A 17,270-nucleotide genomic window follows, 5' to 3' on the forward strand; every position below is an offset into this window, starting at 1 on the left:
TTCCACGCTAGGGCGGATCATGGTGCTCAGGAACTGGTGGCGGTGGAACAGTCGGGGCACTGGCCCCAGTAGATGACCTCGGCCTCGTCGACGGAGAAGCCGTGGTCATCGGACGCGGTCAGGCAGGGTGCCTCACCGGCGGCGCAGTCGACATCGGCGACGGCACCACACGTCCGGCATACGACGTGGTGGTGGTTGTCACCGACGCGTCCTTCGAACCGGGCCGGGTTGCCGGCCGGTTCGATGCGGCGTACGAGGCCCGCCGCCGTCAGTGCGTGAAGGGCCTCGTACACGGCCTGGAGGGAGATGTGGCCGACACGGTCGCGTACCCCGGAGGCGATCGCCTCGACCCCGAGGTGATCACCGTCCCGGACGGTCTCCAGCAAGGCGACACGGGCGGCCGTCACCCGCAGGCCGACACCGCGCAGCTCCTCGGCAGTGGTCGGAGTCTGGGATGCGGTCATGGCGCAGAACCTACCCGCACTAACGCGAACGCTACAAGGAAACTAGCCGTTAAAGTCTAGCGCCGCGTAACATTTTTGCCCCGATTCGGCCCGATTTTCTCCTCCTAGGGCCTCAGAGGCGCTTGGCGCTGCGGAAGAGCCCGGCGTAGAAACCGTTGCCGTCGATGCGGGAGACACCGCCGTTGTCGCCGATGGTGGGGCCGTTCTGCTCCTTGCGGCTGGAGACGAACACGCGGTGGCCGTCGGTGTCCAGCCCCAGGTACAGGGCGACATGGTCCATATGGTCGCCGGTGCGGTGATCCATCTTGAAGAACAGCAGGTCACCGGGTTGGAGCAGATCGATGTTGGTGGGCCGGGTGTACCAGGGGCCGGGGCCCTGGATCTTGATGACATCGACGCCGACCTTGGAGCGGGCCATGCCGTTGGCGGTGCGCGGCAGGCCGTCGCCGAGGGTGTTGCTCGCCATCAGGGGGTAGCGGGAGCGGTAGCCCATGACCATGCGGATGAAGCCGGAGCAGTCCAGCGCCCGGTAGCGCTCCTTGCGCGCGGCCAGCGTGGTGCCGTCGCGGAAGGTGTAGGAGATGCCGAGGTAGTCGTAGAAGTCGTTCTGCTCCAGCCGGTCCACGCCGTCCGGTTTGAACGGCCCGAAGACCGCGTCGCCCGCGTACGGGATGCCCTGGGCGTCCTTCTTGACCGGCGCGCCCGCCACGTACTGGAAGGCGATCGCGAAGATGTCCTCCTTCTTGCTGCCGTAGTTCTCCTTGAACCAGTCCTTGAACCACTGCTTCTTCTCGGCGCCCTCGGCCCACGGCTCCGGCATCAGCCGCACCCAGTCCTCGGTGATCACCTTGGTCTTGGTGCTGGCGGGCTCGCTGAAGGTGCGGGAGGGGCCGCGCAGGGTGGCGGTGCGGGCGTGGTCGGTGAAGGTGGCGAGGATCTGGCCGTTGTCGCCGCGCAGGATGGTGCGGGCGGGGTTCTTCAGCCGCTCCCAGGTCTGCTTGCCGCTCTGCTGACCGGTGCCGTTCTCCAGGTTCGGCTCGTCGATGACGGCCTGGGTGGCGGGCGTCCTGTCCTGCTCGTCCTTCCTGAGCTCCACGGTCAGATAGCCGCTGGCGCCGAGCAGCGCGAGCACGGTGACGGCGTGCAGTACGGGGCGTTTCTTCTTCAGTGGCATGGGATCGGCTCCGGTGGTGGGTCAGGCGGACGGCATGACGCCGAGGAGGATTCCGGCGGTGAGGACGACATAGGCCATCAGCGTCACCGACCCGGTGGACAGCAGGGTGGCCCCCCGGGGCTGGCGGACCAGCTGGTAGGCGATCAGGCCCGGGACGATGAAGCCGAGGGTCTGGTTCGCGTACATCAGCGGGAACTCGAGCGACAGGATGATCATCACGGTCGCCTGGAGGGTCACGCCGAGCAGGACGACCGCGGCGAAGAGCCGCTTGCCGTAGAGGATCACGTACTTCTGCATCAGCAGCGTGCCCACGTAGGTGAGCACGGTGACGCCGACGACCATCGCGGCCCGCTGGAGATCCTCGACGAGGGTCAGCGCCAGCCAGCCCGGGGTGATCATGCCGCCGGGCGAGAGGTTGGTCGTCAGATAGCAGACCAGCGAGAAGAGCAGCCCGATCGCGATGCCGATGGCGGCGATCTCAGGGGTGAGGACGGAGGGGATCAACGGTGCTGCTCTCCTGGGTTCTGCCACTGCTGGGAGTCGTCGGCGGGCGGGGCGGGCGGGACCCGCGGCTCGAACAGGCCGCGGGGCCGCGGGGCGTCGGGGTGCCGCGGGGCGTCGGGGGCCGGTACGACGGCGGGCCAGGGCTCCCTTGAGCCCTGGTCGGGTGCCGTCCGCGGGTACGGCCGCTCGGGGGTGCGCTGATGCGGTACGTGCACGGGCGCGTACCGGGTCTCGTACGCCTCCGGGTAGCCCTGGTAGGGGTCCAGGCGGGGCGCGTACAGCTGGACCGTGTCCACGTGCTCGACATGACGCTCGTCGCCCGCCGGTGCGGTCGGTGCCGCCGGGGTGTCATCGGCGCTCTCGTCGGGCGGCAGCTCGGCGAGGTGCTCCAGGAGGATCTCGCCCTGGCCGTGGATGTTGCCGATGGCGACCAGGGAGGAGTCGGGGCCGAGGCGGCCGAGCAGCTCGGCCATGAACTCCTCGGGGTCCCGGCGGTCGCCGCCGAGGTCGACCGCGCGGTCCCGGTACTGGGCCGGGATGGAGTCGATGGCGGACTTGGCCGGGTGACCGATGACGAAGACCCGCTCGGGGTCGAGGTCGGGGATGATCTCGCCCATCTGGCCATTGCGCTCGACCCGGTCGGGGCGGCAGTTGATGACCACGTTGAGCGGGCGGTGGATGGCGCCGAGGTCGAGCAGCTGGTTGATGTTCATCAGGGTCGACTCGGGGTCGTTGGCCGCGAAGACGTTGGCGAAGCGCAGCTTCTTGCCGTCCCCGGTGGCGTACCGCTCGACGGAGAGGACGCCGGGGTCCGGCGGGGCGTCGTACATGCCCTGGAGGGCGGTCGCGCGGTCGACGCCCACCAGCTCGGCGACGGTGAGCGCGATGGCCACGTTCTCCTTGAAGGTGAACCAGCTGAAGCCGCGCAGCTCCTCGTCGCTGACCGTCGTGGGGTCGGCGTAGATCAACTGGCAGTTCCGGGCGTCCGCCTCCTCCTGGAGGATGTGGAAGCGGTCCTGCTCGGCGGTGACGCAGATGCCGTTCTCCGGCATGGACCGGCACAGCGAGCGCGCCACGTCGTCCAGCGTGGGGCCCATCTCGGCGAGGTGGTCCTCGCGGACGTTGCACAGCACGCCGATGGTGGAGCGGATCAGCTTGGACTGGTTGATCTCCTGGAGCGCCGGCATGACCGCCATGCACTCGATGACGAGCGCGTCCGGGTTGTAGGCGGCGGCGCGGCGCACGATGCCGATCTGCTCGACCACGTTGGCGATGCCGAACTTGCGGTAGACGGGCTCCTCGGTGGCGTCGGGGTGGATGAAGCGGGCCGCCGTACCGGTGGTCTTGGCCACGGTGGTCAGCCCGCCGCCGCGCAGGGCGCCCGCGCACAGCCGGGTGATGGAGGACTTGCCGCGGATGCCGTTGACCAGGACCCGGGTGGGGATCACGTCGAGGTTGGTCTGGTGCCGCCGCTGTTCGACGATGCCGGCGATCAGCAGGACGGCCTCGCACACCACGAGCACGGTGTAGAGGAAGAGCACGGTGGGGGCCTCAGTTCCTTCCGACGCCGGCGGGGGTCCGGCTGCCGCCGTCCCGTTTGCGGGGCTGCCCCTGGAGCTGCTGCCGGATCAGCTCCAGGCTGCGGACCACGGCGCCGACCTCGTCGTGGTGGCGTGGGAACAGCACGGTCCTGCGGTCGCCCGCGGCGAGCGCCTCGGCCTGTCCGGCCAGGGCGCGCAGGGGCCGTACGACGACGATGTGCAGCCAGCCCAGACAGGCGGCCGCGGCGGTCAGCCCCAGCAGTCCGGCCAGCACGGTCCGGTTCTGCAGGCTGTACTCGGGGATCGCCAGGCCCGAGGCGGGCTGCCAGCTGGCCAGGCTCCACCGGAGCGACTTGGCCGCGCCGCCTCCGCTGAACGGCGCGACGGCCGCGACCCGTACGGTGCCGCCGCGCTGGACGGTGGCGTGCGCCTGCTTCGCGGCGAGCAGCGAGCCCATGTACGACGGCGCCTTCTCGAAGGCGATGTAGCCGGAGTCGCCGCCGATGACCCGGCCCTTGGCGTCCACGACCCGGACCTCGCCCATGCCCTGGCGGCCCAGCAGCCCGTTGACGAACTCGATGCGGAACTCGCCGACGACGGCGGCCCCGCCCCGGCCGGGCGCCTGGGCGGTGGCGGTGACCACGGGCTTCTTGCCGCCCTCGCCGGTCACCTCGATGGCCTGCTTCGAGGGGCCCTTTCCGTCCTCGTGGTGGGGGCCGTCACCGGCCCGCGCGAGGATCTCGCCGTCGGCGCCGAGGACGTACATCGACTGGTAACGGTCGTGGTCCTCCATGGTGCGCTCCAGGACCTTCTTCATGTCCTCGGGCGTGGTGCGGTCCCCGATCAGGGCGGCTACCGCGGACAGGTCGGCGTGGCCCTCGTTGAGCGCGCGGCGGACCCGGTCGCTGAGGGTCACGGTGCGGGACTTCTGGTCGTGGACGATCTGGGCCGGGACCTTGACGGAGGAGTCGGCGCGGTTGAGCACCAGCATCAGCGGGACCGACCAGACGAGCAGCAGGACGGCGCAGACGGCGAGCAGGGCACGGGCGCCCAGTCCCTTGCGCACGACCGGGCCGTCGCCATCGGCGGGCTCGCCCTGGAGCTGTCGGCGCAGCCGCTCGAGGGCGGCGCCCACCCGGGCGGCCTCGCCGGCCCTGGGCACGCTCACCGGGCGGGCGAGGTCGCCCCGGGTGAGGCGGCGGCTCTCCAGGAACAGCCGGATCAGCGGGCGCTGAACGGTGCCCAGCAGCACCATCACCGCGAGCCCGCCGATGAGCAGCAGGGCACCGGCGGCGGCCACGCCGAAGGCGGGGCGGGTGATCTGGGAGACCTTGGCGGAGACGTCGACCCCGGTGACGACGGTCAGCCCGAGGCTGCTTGCGGTGGTGGGCTCACCGGGCTGGGGCGGGGTGAGCGTGGCGTAGCCGCCGACGGTGCGGACGTCCTCGGCGGCGCCCCCGGTGAGGTGGCCGCTGACGCCGGTGTAGCCGCCCGCGCCGGGCTCCTTGGCCTTGATGGGATGCTGCCGGCCCTTGCGCGCGGCGGTCTTGGCGAAGGAGGCGAGCTGCTTCCTGGCCCGTTCGCTGTCCAGGGCACCGTGGCTGGAGAGCAGCCGGCCGGTGGAGTCGACGACGCCGATGGCGCGGCCCGGGCCGAGGTCGACACCGGGGAAGCTGAGGGTGCTGGAGGCGACGAGCAGTTGCTGCGGCCGACCCTTCCAGGACAGCAGGGCGGGGATGATCAGCCGGGTCTGGCCGTTCTCCAGGCGCACCATGCGCGGGGCCAGCCCGTCACCGCGGGAGAGCTTGCCGAGATCGATCGCGGTCAGCGGGACGTTCTCGCCGCGGGCGGCGAGCATCTTGCCCGACTTGATCTCGATGACGGCGGTGCCACGCCACTTCTGGTAGACCTCGCCGACCTTGTCCAGGACGGTGTCGGCGGAGACCGGCTTGCCCTCGTTGAAGAGGGTCGCGGTGCCGGTGAGGTCGGTGACCGACTCGTCGAGCGACGCCCGCAGCGCGATGGCGCCGTCCTCGGCGACGTACTGCTGCGAGGTCAGGACCGCCTTGGGGACCAGGGCGTTGTCCGGTTTGCCCAGAGTGAGGGCGGTGATTCCCGCGAGGGAGAGAAGCAGAACCGACAGCACGGCTATGGGAGGACGAATACCACCCACAAGCGACATGTCGGCCCTTCGGCGGACCTTGTGCCGCCGCTTCGAACGCGAAGCGGCCACGGATGGGCTCCTCTCATGCAACTCACACCACACAGAGCGCACTCGAGTGCGATCCGGACCGTCAGACAGCCAGACGGATCAAAGGGTTGCACATCTTAAAGAAAAAACGAGGAAATCTGTTTGGTCTCAATCAAGTCTGGGCAAACAGCGGTCTGGCATTCTTTGCCGGTCGTTCACCCTGAGGTCATTCTTCACCCGTCTCATCCCGATATGCCCCTGTAAAGCGGGTGGTTACGATGAGGCGGTCATGGCGAAGGTACGAGCGAAGGCGATCACCGTGGCGGCCGTCACGGTCGCGTTCGGCCTGCTCGTGGCGGCATTGAGCACGTATACGATCGCCCGGTCATCCGGAGACGACAACGGCCGTGCCTCGGACGGCGCGCGAGCCCCCGAGGTCCAGCTGGAGCGGAGGATCACCGACTTCACGGCCGGGCTCGACCCCGACGGCGGCTACCGGGAGCCGCGCCGCGCCGAACGCCGGGACGTCGCCCACGCGGTGGGCCTGATCCTCGACGGACACCCGGACCGCGCCCGCCCGCTCCTCGCCGACGTCGGCTTCCGCCTCCGTACGCTCACCGACACCGGCACCGGCCGCCGCTACGCCGAGCTGTCCGACCGCACCGGGGACGGCCCCGACCCGCGCGGCTGGGCCCGGGTCTACGTCGACCTCTCCGCGCCCGTCCGCTGGTCGGTCCAGGTGCCGCACCCGGTCTCCGACGCGGACACCGAACGGCTCGGCGCGCGTGTGCTCCTGGACTCCCCCGGCGGCGTCCTGGTGCTCGCGGGCGCCCACCGCAGGGCCGGGGAGGACGATGCCGCCGACGCCGCCCACCGCACGGACTCGGTCTTCGACGCGGTCTGCGACGAGCTCGCCCGGCGCGGGCTGCCCGGCGTCCAGCTCCACGGTTTCGCCGACGACTCGGCGCCGGGCCGGGACGTCGTCGCCTCCACCGGCAAGGGCCGGGCGGGCCGCCCGGACGCCCGCCGCCTCGCGGCCGCCCTGACCGCGCGGCACTTCTCCGTCTGCCCCGCCTGGGTCCGCGACTGCCCCCTGGAGGGGCGCGACAACGTCCAGGGCCGCAGGGCCGCCACCGAACGTGTGCCGTTCCTGCACATCGAGTTCGCGCGGTCGGTGCGCGCGAGCGGCAGACAGACCGGGCACGCGGTGGCGGCCATCGGCACGGTGACCGCGCGGTGGGCGAAGAACGACTCGGGCTGACCGCCCGGCGGACCTTTCCCCTCCCCACTACCAGGGGCTCCGCCCCTGGACCCCGGGCTCTGCGACGAAGCCCGCCACGCGGCGGAGCCGCATATCGTCAGGTGTCGGGAAGGGGCGGGGAGGGGAACGGCCCGCCGCAGGCGCCCCGCAGGCGTGCTAACCGCGGGGCGCGGCCACCGTGAACGCGCTCTTCACCGTCTGCGCCACACTGTTGCCGTCCGCGTCGGTCCCGCTGACACGCAGCGACGCGTCCCGGCCCGCCGCGGTGTCCGGAGTGGTCCAGTCCGCGCGGAACCGGCCCTTGCCGAGCGCCGTGATCGCCGCCGCCGTCCACCGCTCGCCGCCGTCGAAGGACACCTCGACCCGCGCCTTGGTGACCGCGGGCGCGGCCGCCACGCCCGGTACATGCCCGAAGCCGACGACGAGATGGTCGTCACCGGCCGGGCTGGTGCCGTCCAGCGCCGCGTCGAGCCGGTAGTGCGGGACGACGACCGGCAGCGCCGAGCACTCGGCGGGCCCGTCGTACTCGCCCGCCTCCGACACGCAGGTCCAGTTGTCCGGCACGGTCTGGGCGCCCGAGTGGCCCGAGGAGAAGGTCCACTCGGTGTGCGTGGTCAGCGACTGGTGGAACTCGCCGTTCGTCCTGGTCTGGTCGTACACCACCCGGTACGGGGCCTTCCGCGGCGGGACGGTCAGGACGCCACCGGAGACGCCGTCGCCCTCGTACAGGGTCGTGTCGCCGGAGACCACCGCGAAGTGCGAGGAGGTGATGTCGGACGGGAACGCGAGGACGTGGTGACCGGCGGAGTCCATGACCGTGGTCAGGGAGAAGGTGAGGGCGTCGCCCTTGCGGCACGCCGCGCAGTACCACGTCTCGTCCGCGGCGGCGCCCGGCGCCGGCTCGGTGAAGCCCGGGGCCAGCGGGCCGCGCAGCCAGTCGACCGTGGTGGTACGGCCGGGCCGGAGGGTCTGCTTCTCGGACACGAAGCGCCGCTCCCCGGCCTTGAGCCAGCCTTGGTAGGAGGCGCCGGACGAGCCGCCCACGTACTCGACCCGCTGCGCCGGTGTCTTGAACGGCTCGGACAGCGCCTCGCCGCTCGATTCGTACGGCAGGTACATCAGGCGTGCGATCTCCTGGGCGCGGCCCGGCGTATCGCTGTGGTAGTTGGTCCGCACGGTGGTCAGTTGGCCGCCGGTGACCTTGTAGTGCTGGTTCTTCGCGATCACACCGGCGGGGTTGCCCAGCTTGAGGTCGTAGGAGTAGGGCGTGGCGGCGTCCGCGGGCGCCTTGCGGTGGGTGTAGACGTTGAAGCGCAGATCGCCGGTGGTGACGGGGCGGTTGGAGGGCTGGACGTAGACGGGGGCGCCGCTGGAGACGCCGACGCCGCCGTTGACCGCCACCTCCCCCTTGGTGTCATCGCGCAGGTAGTGGAGGATCAGCTGGTGCTCCTCGGCCGGCCGCGGGGTCGAGAAGGTGACCCGCTCGGTGGCCTTGCGCAGGTCGAGCACGACATCGGTCCCGGTGGCGCCGTCGGGGACGGTGAACTCGGCGGTGGCCATGCGGATGCCGGCCGACTCGCCCGCACCGTCGAAGGTCGGGGCGGAGACCATGGCGCTGTAGCGGCCCGCGGGGACCTCGGCCTTCGCCTCGCCGTCGACGGCCTGGAGGGACGGCTCCCGGTAGAGGGTGGCGTCGTCGACGTTGGCCAGGGCGAACGGCGTGGTGCCCGGGAGGGGCTTGCCGTCCGTACCGAGCACGGTGACCTTCACCGGGTGGTCGGCCCGCGTGTGGGCAGCCCGCGTCTCGGCCCGCGTCTGGTCGGCCCGCGTGTCGGCCGCACGCGCGGGCGGACGCGGGGCGGCCCGCCCATCAGCCGTGGCGACCGCTGGTACGACGGAGGTGACGCCGCCGAACAGCGGGCCGTCCCCGGCGGAGCCCTCCGCTGCCTCGGCGCCGACCTGCCTCGCCAGCGCCGCGCCGAAGGCGGGCCCCGAACGCGGCGCCGTGGCGCCTCCGGTGGCCTCGACCCGTACCGGAGTAGTGGTCACCCCGGCCTCGGCGAGGGCGGAGACATTGAACAGGGCAGGGTCCAGGGTGCGCCCCAGATACGGCAGCGCGGTCAGCGGAATGACGAAGACATCGTTGTCCAAGCGTCGGGTGACATAGTCCGCCTCCGCTCCCGGCCGCGGCGCCACGACGACGCTCCCGTCCGCGCCGAGCGTGACGCGCTCGCCTGTGACCAGCGTGACGGTGTGGGCCGTGGCCTCAGTAGCCGGTGAGGCCACGGCGGTTGGGGTGCGCTCGGTGGGGGCGGCCAGGGCGCCGGGAGCGGGGCCCGCCGCCAGCCCGAGGGCGGCGAGGACGCATCCGGCCGCGATGGCGCGGGCGCCGCGCGCTCCGGCTCCGCGCGCCGCGGTCCGTCTGATCCGTCGGTACCTCATGAGGCAGATCCTTCCGTGACGGGGGATCAAGGACGTTGACGCCCACAGGTTCGTCTCCAGAAGAGATCACTTACAGGTACGGACCAAAGCTGGCCGAGAAGTGACGCTCTGAGGCGTTAACCGAGCGCCCATCAGCGCCCGGCACCGCCCGCCACCTCGCACCCCCTCCCCCTTGCAGTAGCCATGGTGAATTCGACCCTCATCCCTACGGAATTCACGCATCCGCCAAGGCCGACAGAAAGGATCTTTCCCCTTTCCCAGGCAGGAGGAGCCGGTGACCGCCGAAAGATCCAACACGGAGGAGCCACGCTTAAGCATCCGTGGCCCCTCGCGACGCTTCCCCCTGCGGGGCCGCGCCCTCCGTTCGCTGGTGACCGCGCTCGCCTTCCCCGTGGCCGGGCTGCTGGCGCTCACCGCGGGAGGGCATCTGCTGCTCCCCTTCGACGGGGTCACCACCCTCGAGGGCAAGATCGCCTCCAAGTCGGAGTTCTTCGAGGACGAGACGGTCCAGCGCATCCTGATGAAACACGGCATCCGGGTGCACATCACCCGTATGGGTTCCCGGGACATCGCCACCACCGGCTTCGACGGCTACGACTTCGCCTTTCCGTCCGGCCAGCCCGCGGCGGACATGATCAAGAATGACCGCAAGCGCAAGAACGCGTACGCCAAGGGGCACTCGGCCTTCGTCAGCCCCATCGTCCTCGCCACCTACCGCGAATACGCCGAAACCCTGCGGGACAACGGTCTCGCCAGGCCACGGCAGGGCATGGCCGCGGACGAGAACAGCCCGCTCTACTACACCCTCAATATGAAGAGGTTCATCGGGCTGAGCGCGGGCGGGAAGAAATGGAGTGATATCGGCATCGAGAAGCACCGGACCACGAACGGCAACCGGATCCTGGCCCAGACCTCGAACATCTGCGAGGCCAACCACGCCGGGACGTATCTGGGGCTGGTCGCCTTCGTCGAGAACGGAAACTCCGTCCCGACGGACAACGCGGCGGCGGACCGGGTGGCCCGGATGATCAAGCCGACTCTGGTGTCCCAGGGGCTCCCCTCCGAGCAGATGTTCAAGACGTACGAGGTGCCCGAGGGAAAGGGCCTCGCCCCGGTCGTGGTGGTGTACGAGCACCAGTACTTCGCCTATCAGATACGGCAGCGGGAGCAGACCGGAAAGCCCGACTCGCAGCGGGTGCTGCTCTATCCCTCGACCCAGTTCCTGACCGAGCCCGAGTACATCGCGCTCACCCCCAAAGGCGACCGGCTCGGGGAACTGCTCGCCGGCGATGAGCAACTCCAGCGCCGGGCCATGGAGTTGGGCTTCCGCGTCCTGGACTCCAGCGGCAGGGCGACCAGCACCGAGCTGTACCGGTTCCTGGAGGACCAGGGCATTCCGGCGCCCGCCTCGGCGGCCGACGACACCAAGGCCACGCTGCCGAGCCTGCCGCTGCTGGAACGGATGATCACGTCCGTCGGCGACTGCCCGCCGCCGAACCGGACCCCGGAGACGGCCTCATGAGGCGGCGTCCGCACTCCCGGGCCCCTCGCCGCCGAATGGTCCTCGCGCTCTGTCTGGCCCTGCTCGGCACGGCCACCGCCTGTGGCTCCGGTGACGAGGAGTCCACCACCCTGCGGGTGCTGGCGAGTTCGGAGCTGCGGGACATGGAGCCGCTGCTGGACGACCTGCGCCGGGACACGGGCGTGGACCTGGACATGGAGTACAAGGCCACCGTGGACGCCGGGGACGGGCTGACGCCCGGTGCGTACCACCACGACCTGGCCTGGCTCTCCTCCGACCGGTACTTCCAGCTCAGGCTCAAGGAGTCCAAGAGCACCGCGAAACCGCTCTCCACCACGACCATGCTCTCCCCCGTGGTCGTCGGCGTGAAGCCCGAGACGGCGCGGGCCCTGCGGGCGAGGGCCAAGGGCGGGCAGGTGTCCTGGGCGGACATCGCCGACGCCGCCGCCGCGGGCTCGGTGCGCTTCGGTATGGCCGACCCCAAGCGCACCAACAGCGGCCTCTCCGCGCTCGTCGGCGTCGCCACCGCCGCGGCCGCGACCGGCAGCGCGCTGCGCGCCGAGGACATCTCCTGCGACCGGCTGCGCGGCTTCCGCAGCGGCCAGAAGCTCACCGCGGACAGCAGCGCCGACCTGCGCGAGCGGTACATCGCCCACCAGGACCGGCTGGACGCCCTGATCACCTACGAATCGGAGCTGCTCTCGCTCAACGCCGGCGGCAAGCTCCACGAGAAGCTGGAAATCGTCTATCCGAAGGACGGCATGGTGCTGTCCGACTACCCGCTGCTCCTCCTCGACCCGGCCAAGCGCGAGGCGTACGACAAGGTGGTGAACTGGCTCAAGAGCGCCTCGGCACAGAAGAAGATCATGGAGCGCACGCTGCGCCGGCCCCTCGGCACTGACGTGCGCAGGGACCCGAGGCTGCGGGCGGACATCGGCAACGCGCTGTACTTCCCGGACCAGCGGGCGGTGGTGGACCAACTGGTCGAGGACTACGGCGATCCCCGGCTGCCCACCGCCCACCATGTGATCTTCCTCCTCGACTTCTCCACCTCGATGCGGGGAGCGCGAGTGGCCTCGCTGCGCGCGGCGTTCGCCGGACTCAGCGGTGCCGACACCTCCGCCACGGGGAAGTTCGTGCGGTTCTACCAGGGTGAGCGGATCACCGTGATGCGCTTCGGGGGCCGTGTGCTCGCCGAGCGCGATGTCACCGTCGGCGGGCGGCGGGACCTGGACTCCGTGAAGTCCTTCGTCGCGGCGGACGACTTCGACAACTCCACCGCCATCTGGTCCGCGCTGGACCACGCCTACGGGAAGGCGTCCGGCATCGCCCGCGACCACCCCGGACAGCCCATCTCCATCGTCCTCATGACGGACGGTGAGAACACCTCCGGCATCACCCGCCAGGAGTTCGAGCGCCGGTACGCGGCACGGGCGGACACGGTCCGCGCCGTCCCCACCTTCCCGCTGCGGTTCGGCGAGGCGGACACCGCGGAGCTGACCCGGGCGGCCCGTACGACCGGTGGACGCATGGTGGACGCGGGCGCCCGCTCCCTTCCCGACGCCTTCAAGGAGATCCGTGGCTGTTGACAGCGGAATGTGGTGGAGCGTCTGGTGGCCCTGGATGCTCCTGTGGCTGGTGACCGCCGTGAGCCTGATCGCCGTCGTGGCCTGGCTGGCGGTCCGGGTGCACCGGTACCGCAAACGGCTCAGATCGAGCCCGGAGAAGCCCACGGAGGGCATCTGCCTCTACCTCCACGACCGGGCCATCATGAACCTCTACGAGATGGGCCGTTACGAGAAGGCGCTGGAGCGGGAGGTCCAGCACCGGATCACCCGCACCGCGGACGGCTCGCTGCGGGCCCGGCTCTTCGGCGTGGGCGTCAGCGGCGGCCGCAACGTCAGCCGCGAGGAAATCAGCATGTACATCGAGAGCGCCAAGCCCATCACCGCGATCGGCCTCATCGTGGACACCCTCGAACGGGCCGACGCCATCGTCCACGGCGACCTGAGGACCGGCACCATCACCTGGAACCACGCCCTGGCCCGGGCCCTGGACACGATCGACCGCCCGGACCGCGGGGCCGCGGAGAGCGTCCGGCTGCGCGACATCGAGGACTTCGTCTCCATCAGGGGCCGGTTCCGCAAGGCCGGCCAGACCTCCTCGCGCACCGTCTTCCTCGCCCCGTACGGCGACCCGGAGGACCCGGCCGAGGGGCCCCAGGTGCGCGTGGTCTGCGCCACGGACGGGCTGCGCAACGACGACAGCCACGAGGGCACGTTCCCGGCGCGCTGCCTGGGCAAGGTACGGGACTGGAACCCGGGGACCGGCGAGCTGACCATCGAGGCCATCGCGATCTTCAGCTAGCCCCCGGTGGCCGGCCCCGCGGGTGGCGTCACTCGGTGCGCTGTCGCTGCTCTACGCCGCCACGCAGGACGTCCCCGGCAACTCCTACATCGGGCCGGACGGCCCGGGCGGCTTCCGGTTCGTATGCCTGGTGTGAGGAGAAGCCCCGCAATGACCCGCTATCAGGGGGCGCGGCCGGATGTTCCAGTGCACCGTACACACCGGAAACTGCCGTTAACCGGACGGTGTTCACAAAGGGCTTTTCTCAGGGCCACTCAGCACAATGGACGGTGACTTCTCACAACACCGGAGAGGGCGGCGGAATGCCGATCCGAGCGACCACTTGACCACTACATCCGACATGAAACGGCCTTCCGCCGAGATTTTGGCGACATTTGGCGTCCCGGCACTGTCCTCTTACGACATGACTGCTTTACGTTTCTCTTTTCTCACACCACCACGCACAGCACCACCAGGCACACTTACAGGGGAACCGTGCTCACTCAGGACTCGACCACGCAAGACGCCTCGAGCGCATCGGATACGGAGGCGCCGGCGCCACAGACCGGCGAGCGGCCGAAAGCGCCCGCCCGGTCCAAGAGGGCCGCCATTCTCGGCTGGGCCGTCACGCTCAGCCTCAATGTCGTCGCACCGATCGTCACGTACAACGCACTGCGCGACCACGGCTACAGCGAATTCGCCGCGCTGCTGATCAGCAGCGCCTGGCCGGTGGTCGACGGCGCCGTCCACCTCGCCTGGCGCCGTCGCCTCGATGAACTCGCCATCGTCACCCTGGTGTTCATCGTGATCACGGCCGTGGTGTCGACCGTCGGCGCGCACTCGGCCCGCGCGCTGCTGATCAAGGACTCATGCGTCACCGGGCTGTTCGGGGTGCTGTGCCTGGCGACGCTGCTGGCGCCGCGCCCCCTGATGTTCTACCTGGGGCGCAAGTTCGCCACCGACGGCACCGAGGCGAGCACCGCCTGGTGGAACGGCCTGTGGCATGTCGACGGCTTCCGCAAGGCCATGATGACGATGACGACCGTCTGGGGCGTGGCCTACTGCGTCGAGTCCGCGGTCCGGGTCGTGCTGTCGTACACCCTCAGAACCGACACGATGGTGGTCCTGAGCCCGGTCCTGATCTACGCCGTGCTGGGCTCCCTCGGCACATGGACGGCCCTCTACGGCAAGCGGTCGCGCCGCAAGGGCCAGGCCCGCGCTGCCGCCGCGGCGGCAGCAGCAGCGGACGCCGAGACGAAGGCGGAGCCGGCAGCGGCGGCCGAGGGCTGACCGGCCGTCCGACACCGGAAGGCCGGGCGCGGAGAACTCCGGCGTCCGGCACCGGGGTTGGTATGGGAAGCTGTTCGCCAGTCGAACGCGGGCGGGGGCCGTGACGGTCGTCGAGAGGAGACTTGCGTTGACGGAGAACGGCTTCCGTGCCGAGGAGATCGACACCAGCAGGCCGCATCCTGCCCGGATCTACGACTACCTGCTGGGGGGCAAGAACAACTACGAGGTGGACCGCGAGGCCGGTGACCGGCTCGCCGCCGCGGCACCCGAGGTGTGGAGCGGCGTACGGGCCAACCGCGACTTCCTGCGGCGCGCCGTGCGCTATGTGGTCGACAGCGGCATCCGGCAGATCCTCGACATCGGCACCGGGCTGCCCAGCTCGCCCAATGTGCACGAGATCGCCCGGGAGTCGGCGCCGGACGTGCGCGTCGCGTACGTCGACAACGACCCCATCGTCAACACATACGCCAATGTGCTTCTGCGCGGCTCGGCCGCGACCAGCATCGCGCTCGCCGATCTGCGCGACCCGCGGGCCATCCTGGACCACCCCGAGGTCCGCCAGGTCATCGACTTCGACCAGCCGGTCGCGGTGCTCCTCGTGGCCATCGTCCACTTCCTCACCGATGCGGAACGGCCCGAGCGGGTCGTCGCCACCCTGCGTGACGCGCTCCCCGCCGGGAGCTTCCTGGTGCTCTCCCACGCCACGGACGACTTCGCCGACCGCAGCGCGGCCTCGGCCGTCTACAACGATGCCACCGCCACCTTGAGCCTGCGGTCCCGCGACCGGATCGAGCGGTTCTTCGACGGCTTCACCCTGGTCGAGCCCGGTCTGGCCGAGGTCCCGTTCTGGCGCCCGGACGCCCCGCCGCCGACCGGGCCCGGAGAGATCGGCTACTACGGCGGGGTGGCGCGCAAGACCGGCTGAACCATCGCGCGCGGTGGGCGTCAGGAGGGGCAGGCGTTCTTGGAGCCGTTCCGGTAGGTGCGGTAGAGGCCGGGCGCGCCCGGATCTCCGGAGCGGACGCTCGACGGGAACTCGACCACGGGCACGGGTTTGCACACGGCCCATTGGTCGTTCTTGCCCGGGCCCTCGAACCCGTAGGTCCCTCCGGCGCCGACCAGGCAGGAGTTGCACCCGTCACCGGCGATGCTCGGGATGATGAGGGTGTTGTACACATCGTCCTTCGTCGGGATGCTCAACGCCTCCGGCGCCTTCTTGCCGCCCTCGTTGATCTCGGCGAAGGTGCGGTCCACGGCGCCCGCGAGCAGTGTGAAGGCGTCGTGGTACATCACGGCGTAGCCGTCGTCGAGCGGCTTCTCCCCCAGCTTGTGCCGGGCCCGGATCTCCTCGAAGCGGTCCAGGAAGCGGCCGAGCGCCTTCTTGGGCTTGCTCTTCCCCGCCCACCAGGCGGGGTCGACGGCGGAGGCGTCGACGATCGTGGCGCGTGCCTCGTCCAGCCATCGGGCGGGCGCGTCCCCGGTGAGCGTGGGCTCCAGGCCGATGCCGACCTTCAGGATGCGCAGCGTCGTGGTGCGCCCGCAGCTGCCCTCCTGCGCCATGCGCTCCATGAAGGCGGGGAGATCCTGGTCGCGGCCCGCGAAGAAGACGGTGTCGGACTTCTCGTTGCAGATCTTCTGGACGGCGTCGGTGAACCGCTGCGGGATGCCCTTGTCGGTTCCGGAGGTGCCGGTGAAGTTCGAGTTGTGGTTGGTCAGGTCGTACGCGTCGCCGAAGTGCCGTTCGAAGACGCTGCGCAGGTTCTGGGAGTAGACGTCCTCGCTGCGGTTGTCCCAGACCAGGAAGCCTCTGTGCCGGGCCGGCTTGTCGTCCAGGTAGAGCTTGAGGGCGCGGGCGAACTGGTCGTTGTTGGGCGAGGTCTTGAAGAAGTACGGGGAGTTCATGTTGGCCGCGGTGATGACCGGGCCGACGGTGGGGATGCTGTGCTTGCCGAGCGCGGCGATCGCCTTACGGGTCTCCGGTGTGCTGCTGGGGATTCCGGTCACGCCGACCAGCGGTGTCCGGGTGTCCTTGGTCAGCTCGGCCAGACGGTCGACGACGGGCTCCCATTGGTCGAGGTTGCGGCCGTCGGGGGCGAGCAGCAGCTGGTAGTGCGGTCCGCCGAAGCGGTTGGCCTGCCGCTGGGCGGCCAGGGCACCCGCGATGCCGCGGCGGATCATGTCCACCGTCATGGCGCTGTGGTCGTCCGCGGTGAAGGGCATCATCAGCGCGATCCGTACGTATGGGATCCTGGGCCCGCTCGGCGGGTCCTCCCAGCCCCGCTTCACCCGGGCGTTCTCGTCCGCCACCGCCTCGATGAGGCTTTCGATGCCCGGGTCCGCCTCGAAGGCTTCCTCGGTGACGCCCACGCAGTCCCCGTCGATGTCCCGCAGGTCGTCACCGCACCTGCCGGGGCCCTGCGCCACGTTGACGGCGATAGTGATCGCGGCGGCGACCAGGACGCCGACTCCGACGACGGCCAGCCATTCGAGCGGCCCCCACTCGCGAGGATGACGGCGGAACAGACGGAGCAGCAT

General features: G+C 70.4%; 13 protein-coding genes. 6 read left to right on the top strand and 7 right to left on the bottom strand.

The window, feature by feature from the left end; translation table 11 throughout:
* Positions 1-26: 26 nt before the first annotated feature.
* The 5 genes from ACMTAK_RS10335 to ACMTAK_RS10355 all read right to left on the bottom strand — a co-directional run bounded on the left by ACMTAK_RS10335 (position 27) and on the right by ACMTAK_RS10355 (position 5,865).
* Positions 27-464: a Fur family transcriptional regulator gene (locus tag ACMTAK_RS10335; RefSeq protein WP_262702548.1), complete on the bottom strand. Its 438-nt coding sequence runs from the start codon at positions 462-464 to the stop codon at positions 27-29.
* Between the two features lie 112 nt (positions 465-576).
* Positions 577-1,638, bottom strand: a complete 1,062-nt coding sequence (locus ACMTAK_RS10340; RefSeq protein ID WP_413805935.1) for an NlpC/P60 family protein — start codon at positions 1,636-1,638, stop codon at positions 577-579.
* Positions 1,639-1,659: 21 nt separating this feature from the next.
* Entirely contained in the window at positions 1,660-2,142 is a 483-nt protein-coding gene (locus ACMTAK_RS10345; protein ID WP_044568305.1) for a poly-gamma-glutamate biosynthesis protein PgsC/CapC, read from the bottom strand.
* Positions 2,139-3,683, bottom strand: coding sequence for a poly-gamma-glutamate synthase PgsB (gene pgsB / locus ACMTAK_RS10350; RefSeq protein ID WP_413805936.1), 1,545 nt, complete (start codon positions 3,681-3,683; stop codon positions 2,139-2,141). The genes ACMTAK_RS10345 and pgsB overlap by 4 nt, the downstream gene beginning before the upstream one ends.
* 10 nt (positions 3,684-3,693) lie before the next feature.
* The gene (locus ACMTAK_RS10355; protein WP_413812846.1) at positions 3,694-5,865 is read right to left on the bottom strand and encodes a HAMP domain-containing protein; all 2,172 of its coding nucleotides are present in this window, start codon (positions 5,863-5,865) and stop codon (positions 3,694-3,696) included.
* Positions 5,866-6,163: 298 nt separating this feature from the next.
* Here ACMTAK_RS10355 and ACMTAK_RS10360 point away from each other — a divergent pair, with 298 nt between their 5' ends.
* The gene (locus ACMTAK_RS10360; RefSeq protein WP_413805937.1) at positions 6,164-7,135 is read left to right on the top strand and encodes a hypothetical protein; all 972 of its coding nucleotides are present in this window, start codon (positions 6,164-6,166) and stop codon (positions 7,133-7,135) included.
* A 156-nt stretch (positions 7,136-7,291) separates the two neighbouring features.
* Here the strand turns inward: ACMTAK_RS10360 and ACMTAK_RS10365 are convergent, their stop codons facing one another.
* Positions 7,292-9,577 carry a molybdopterin-binding protein gene (locus tag ACMTAK_RS10365; protein ID WP_413805938.1) on the bottom strand — a complete coding sequence of 762 codons (2,286 nt, stop codon included), beginning with the start codon at positions 9,575-9,577 and terminating at the stop codon, positions 7,292-7,294.
* Between the two features lie 274 nt (positions 9,578-9,851).
* Here ACMTAK_RS10365 and ACMTAK_RS10370 point away from each other — a divergent pair, with 274 nt between their 5' ends.
* The 5 genes from ACMTAK_RS10370 (at position 9,852) to ACMTAK_RS10390 (ending at position 15,660) form a co-directional block, all read left to right on the top strand.
* Positions 9,852-11,099: a hypothetical protein gene (locus ACMTAK_RS10370; RefSeq protein ID WP_413805939.1), complete on the top strand. Its 1,248-nt coding sequence runs from the start codon at positions 9,852-9,854 to the stop codon at positions 11,097-11,099.
* A complete protein-coding gene (locus ACMTAK_RS10375; protein WP_413805940.1) occupies positions 11,096-12,688 on the top strand; it encodes a vWA domain-containing protein in 1,593 nt (530 codons plus the stop codon). Before ACMTAK_RS10370 ends, ACMTAK_RS10375 begins: the two co-directional genes overlap by 4 nt.
* The gene (locus ACMTAK_RS10380; RefSeq protein WP_413805941.1) at positions 12,678-13,466 is read left to right on the top strand and encodes a hypothetical protein; all 789 of its coding nucleotides are present in this window, start codon (positions 12,678-12,680) and stop codon (positions 13,464-13,466) included. Before ACMTAK_RS10375 ends, ACMTAK_RS10380 begins: the two co-directional genes overlap by 11 nt.
* A gap of 474 nt (positions 13,467-13,940) precedes the next feature.
* Positions 13,941-14,735 (top strand): VC0807 family protein, encoded by a 795-nt coding sequence (locus ACMTAK_RS10385; RefSeq protein ID WP_413805942.1) that lies wholly within the window; start codon positions 13,941-13,943, stop codon positions 14,733-14,735.
* Between the two features lie 127 nt (positions 14,736-14,862).
* On the top strand, positions 14,863-15,660 hold the full coding sequence (locus ACMTAK_RS10390; RefSeq protein ID WP_413805943.1) for an SAM-dependent methyltransferase: 798 nt from the start codon (positions 14,863-14,865) through the stop codon (positions 15,658-15,660).
* A 20-nt stretch (positions 15,661-15,680) separates the two neighbouring features.
* Here the strand turns inward: ACMTAK_RS10390 and ACMTAK_RS10395 are convergent, their stop codons facing one another.
* Complete coding sequence (locus tag ACMTAK_RS10395) at positions 15,681-17,270, bottom strand: ABC transporter substrate-binding protein (RefSeq protein ID WP_413805944.1); 1,590 nt, start codon at positions 17,268-17,270, stop codon at positions 15,681-15,683.

The organism is Streptomyces lacaronensis (genome assembly GCF_047337785.1).
Taxonomy (GTDB): Bacteria; Actinomycetota; Actinomycetes; order Streptomycetales; family Streptomycetaceae; genus Streptomyces; species Streptomyces lycopersici.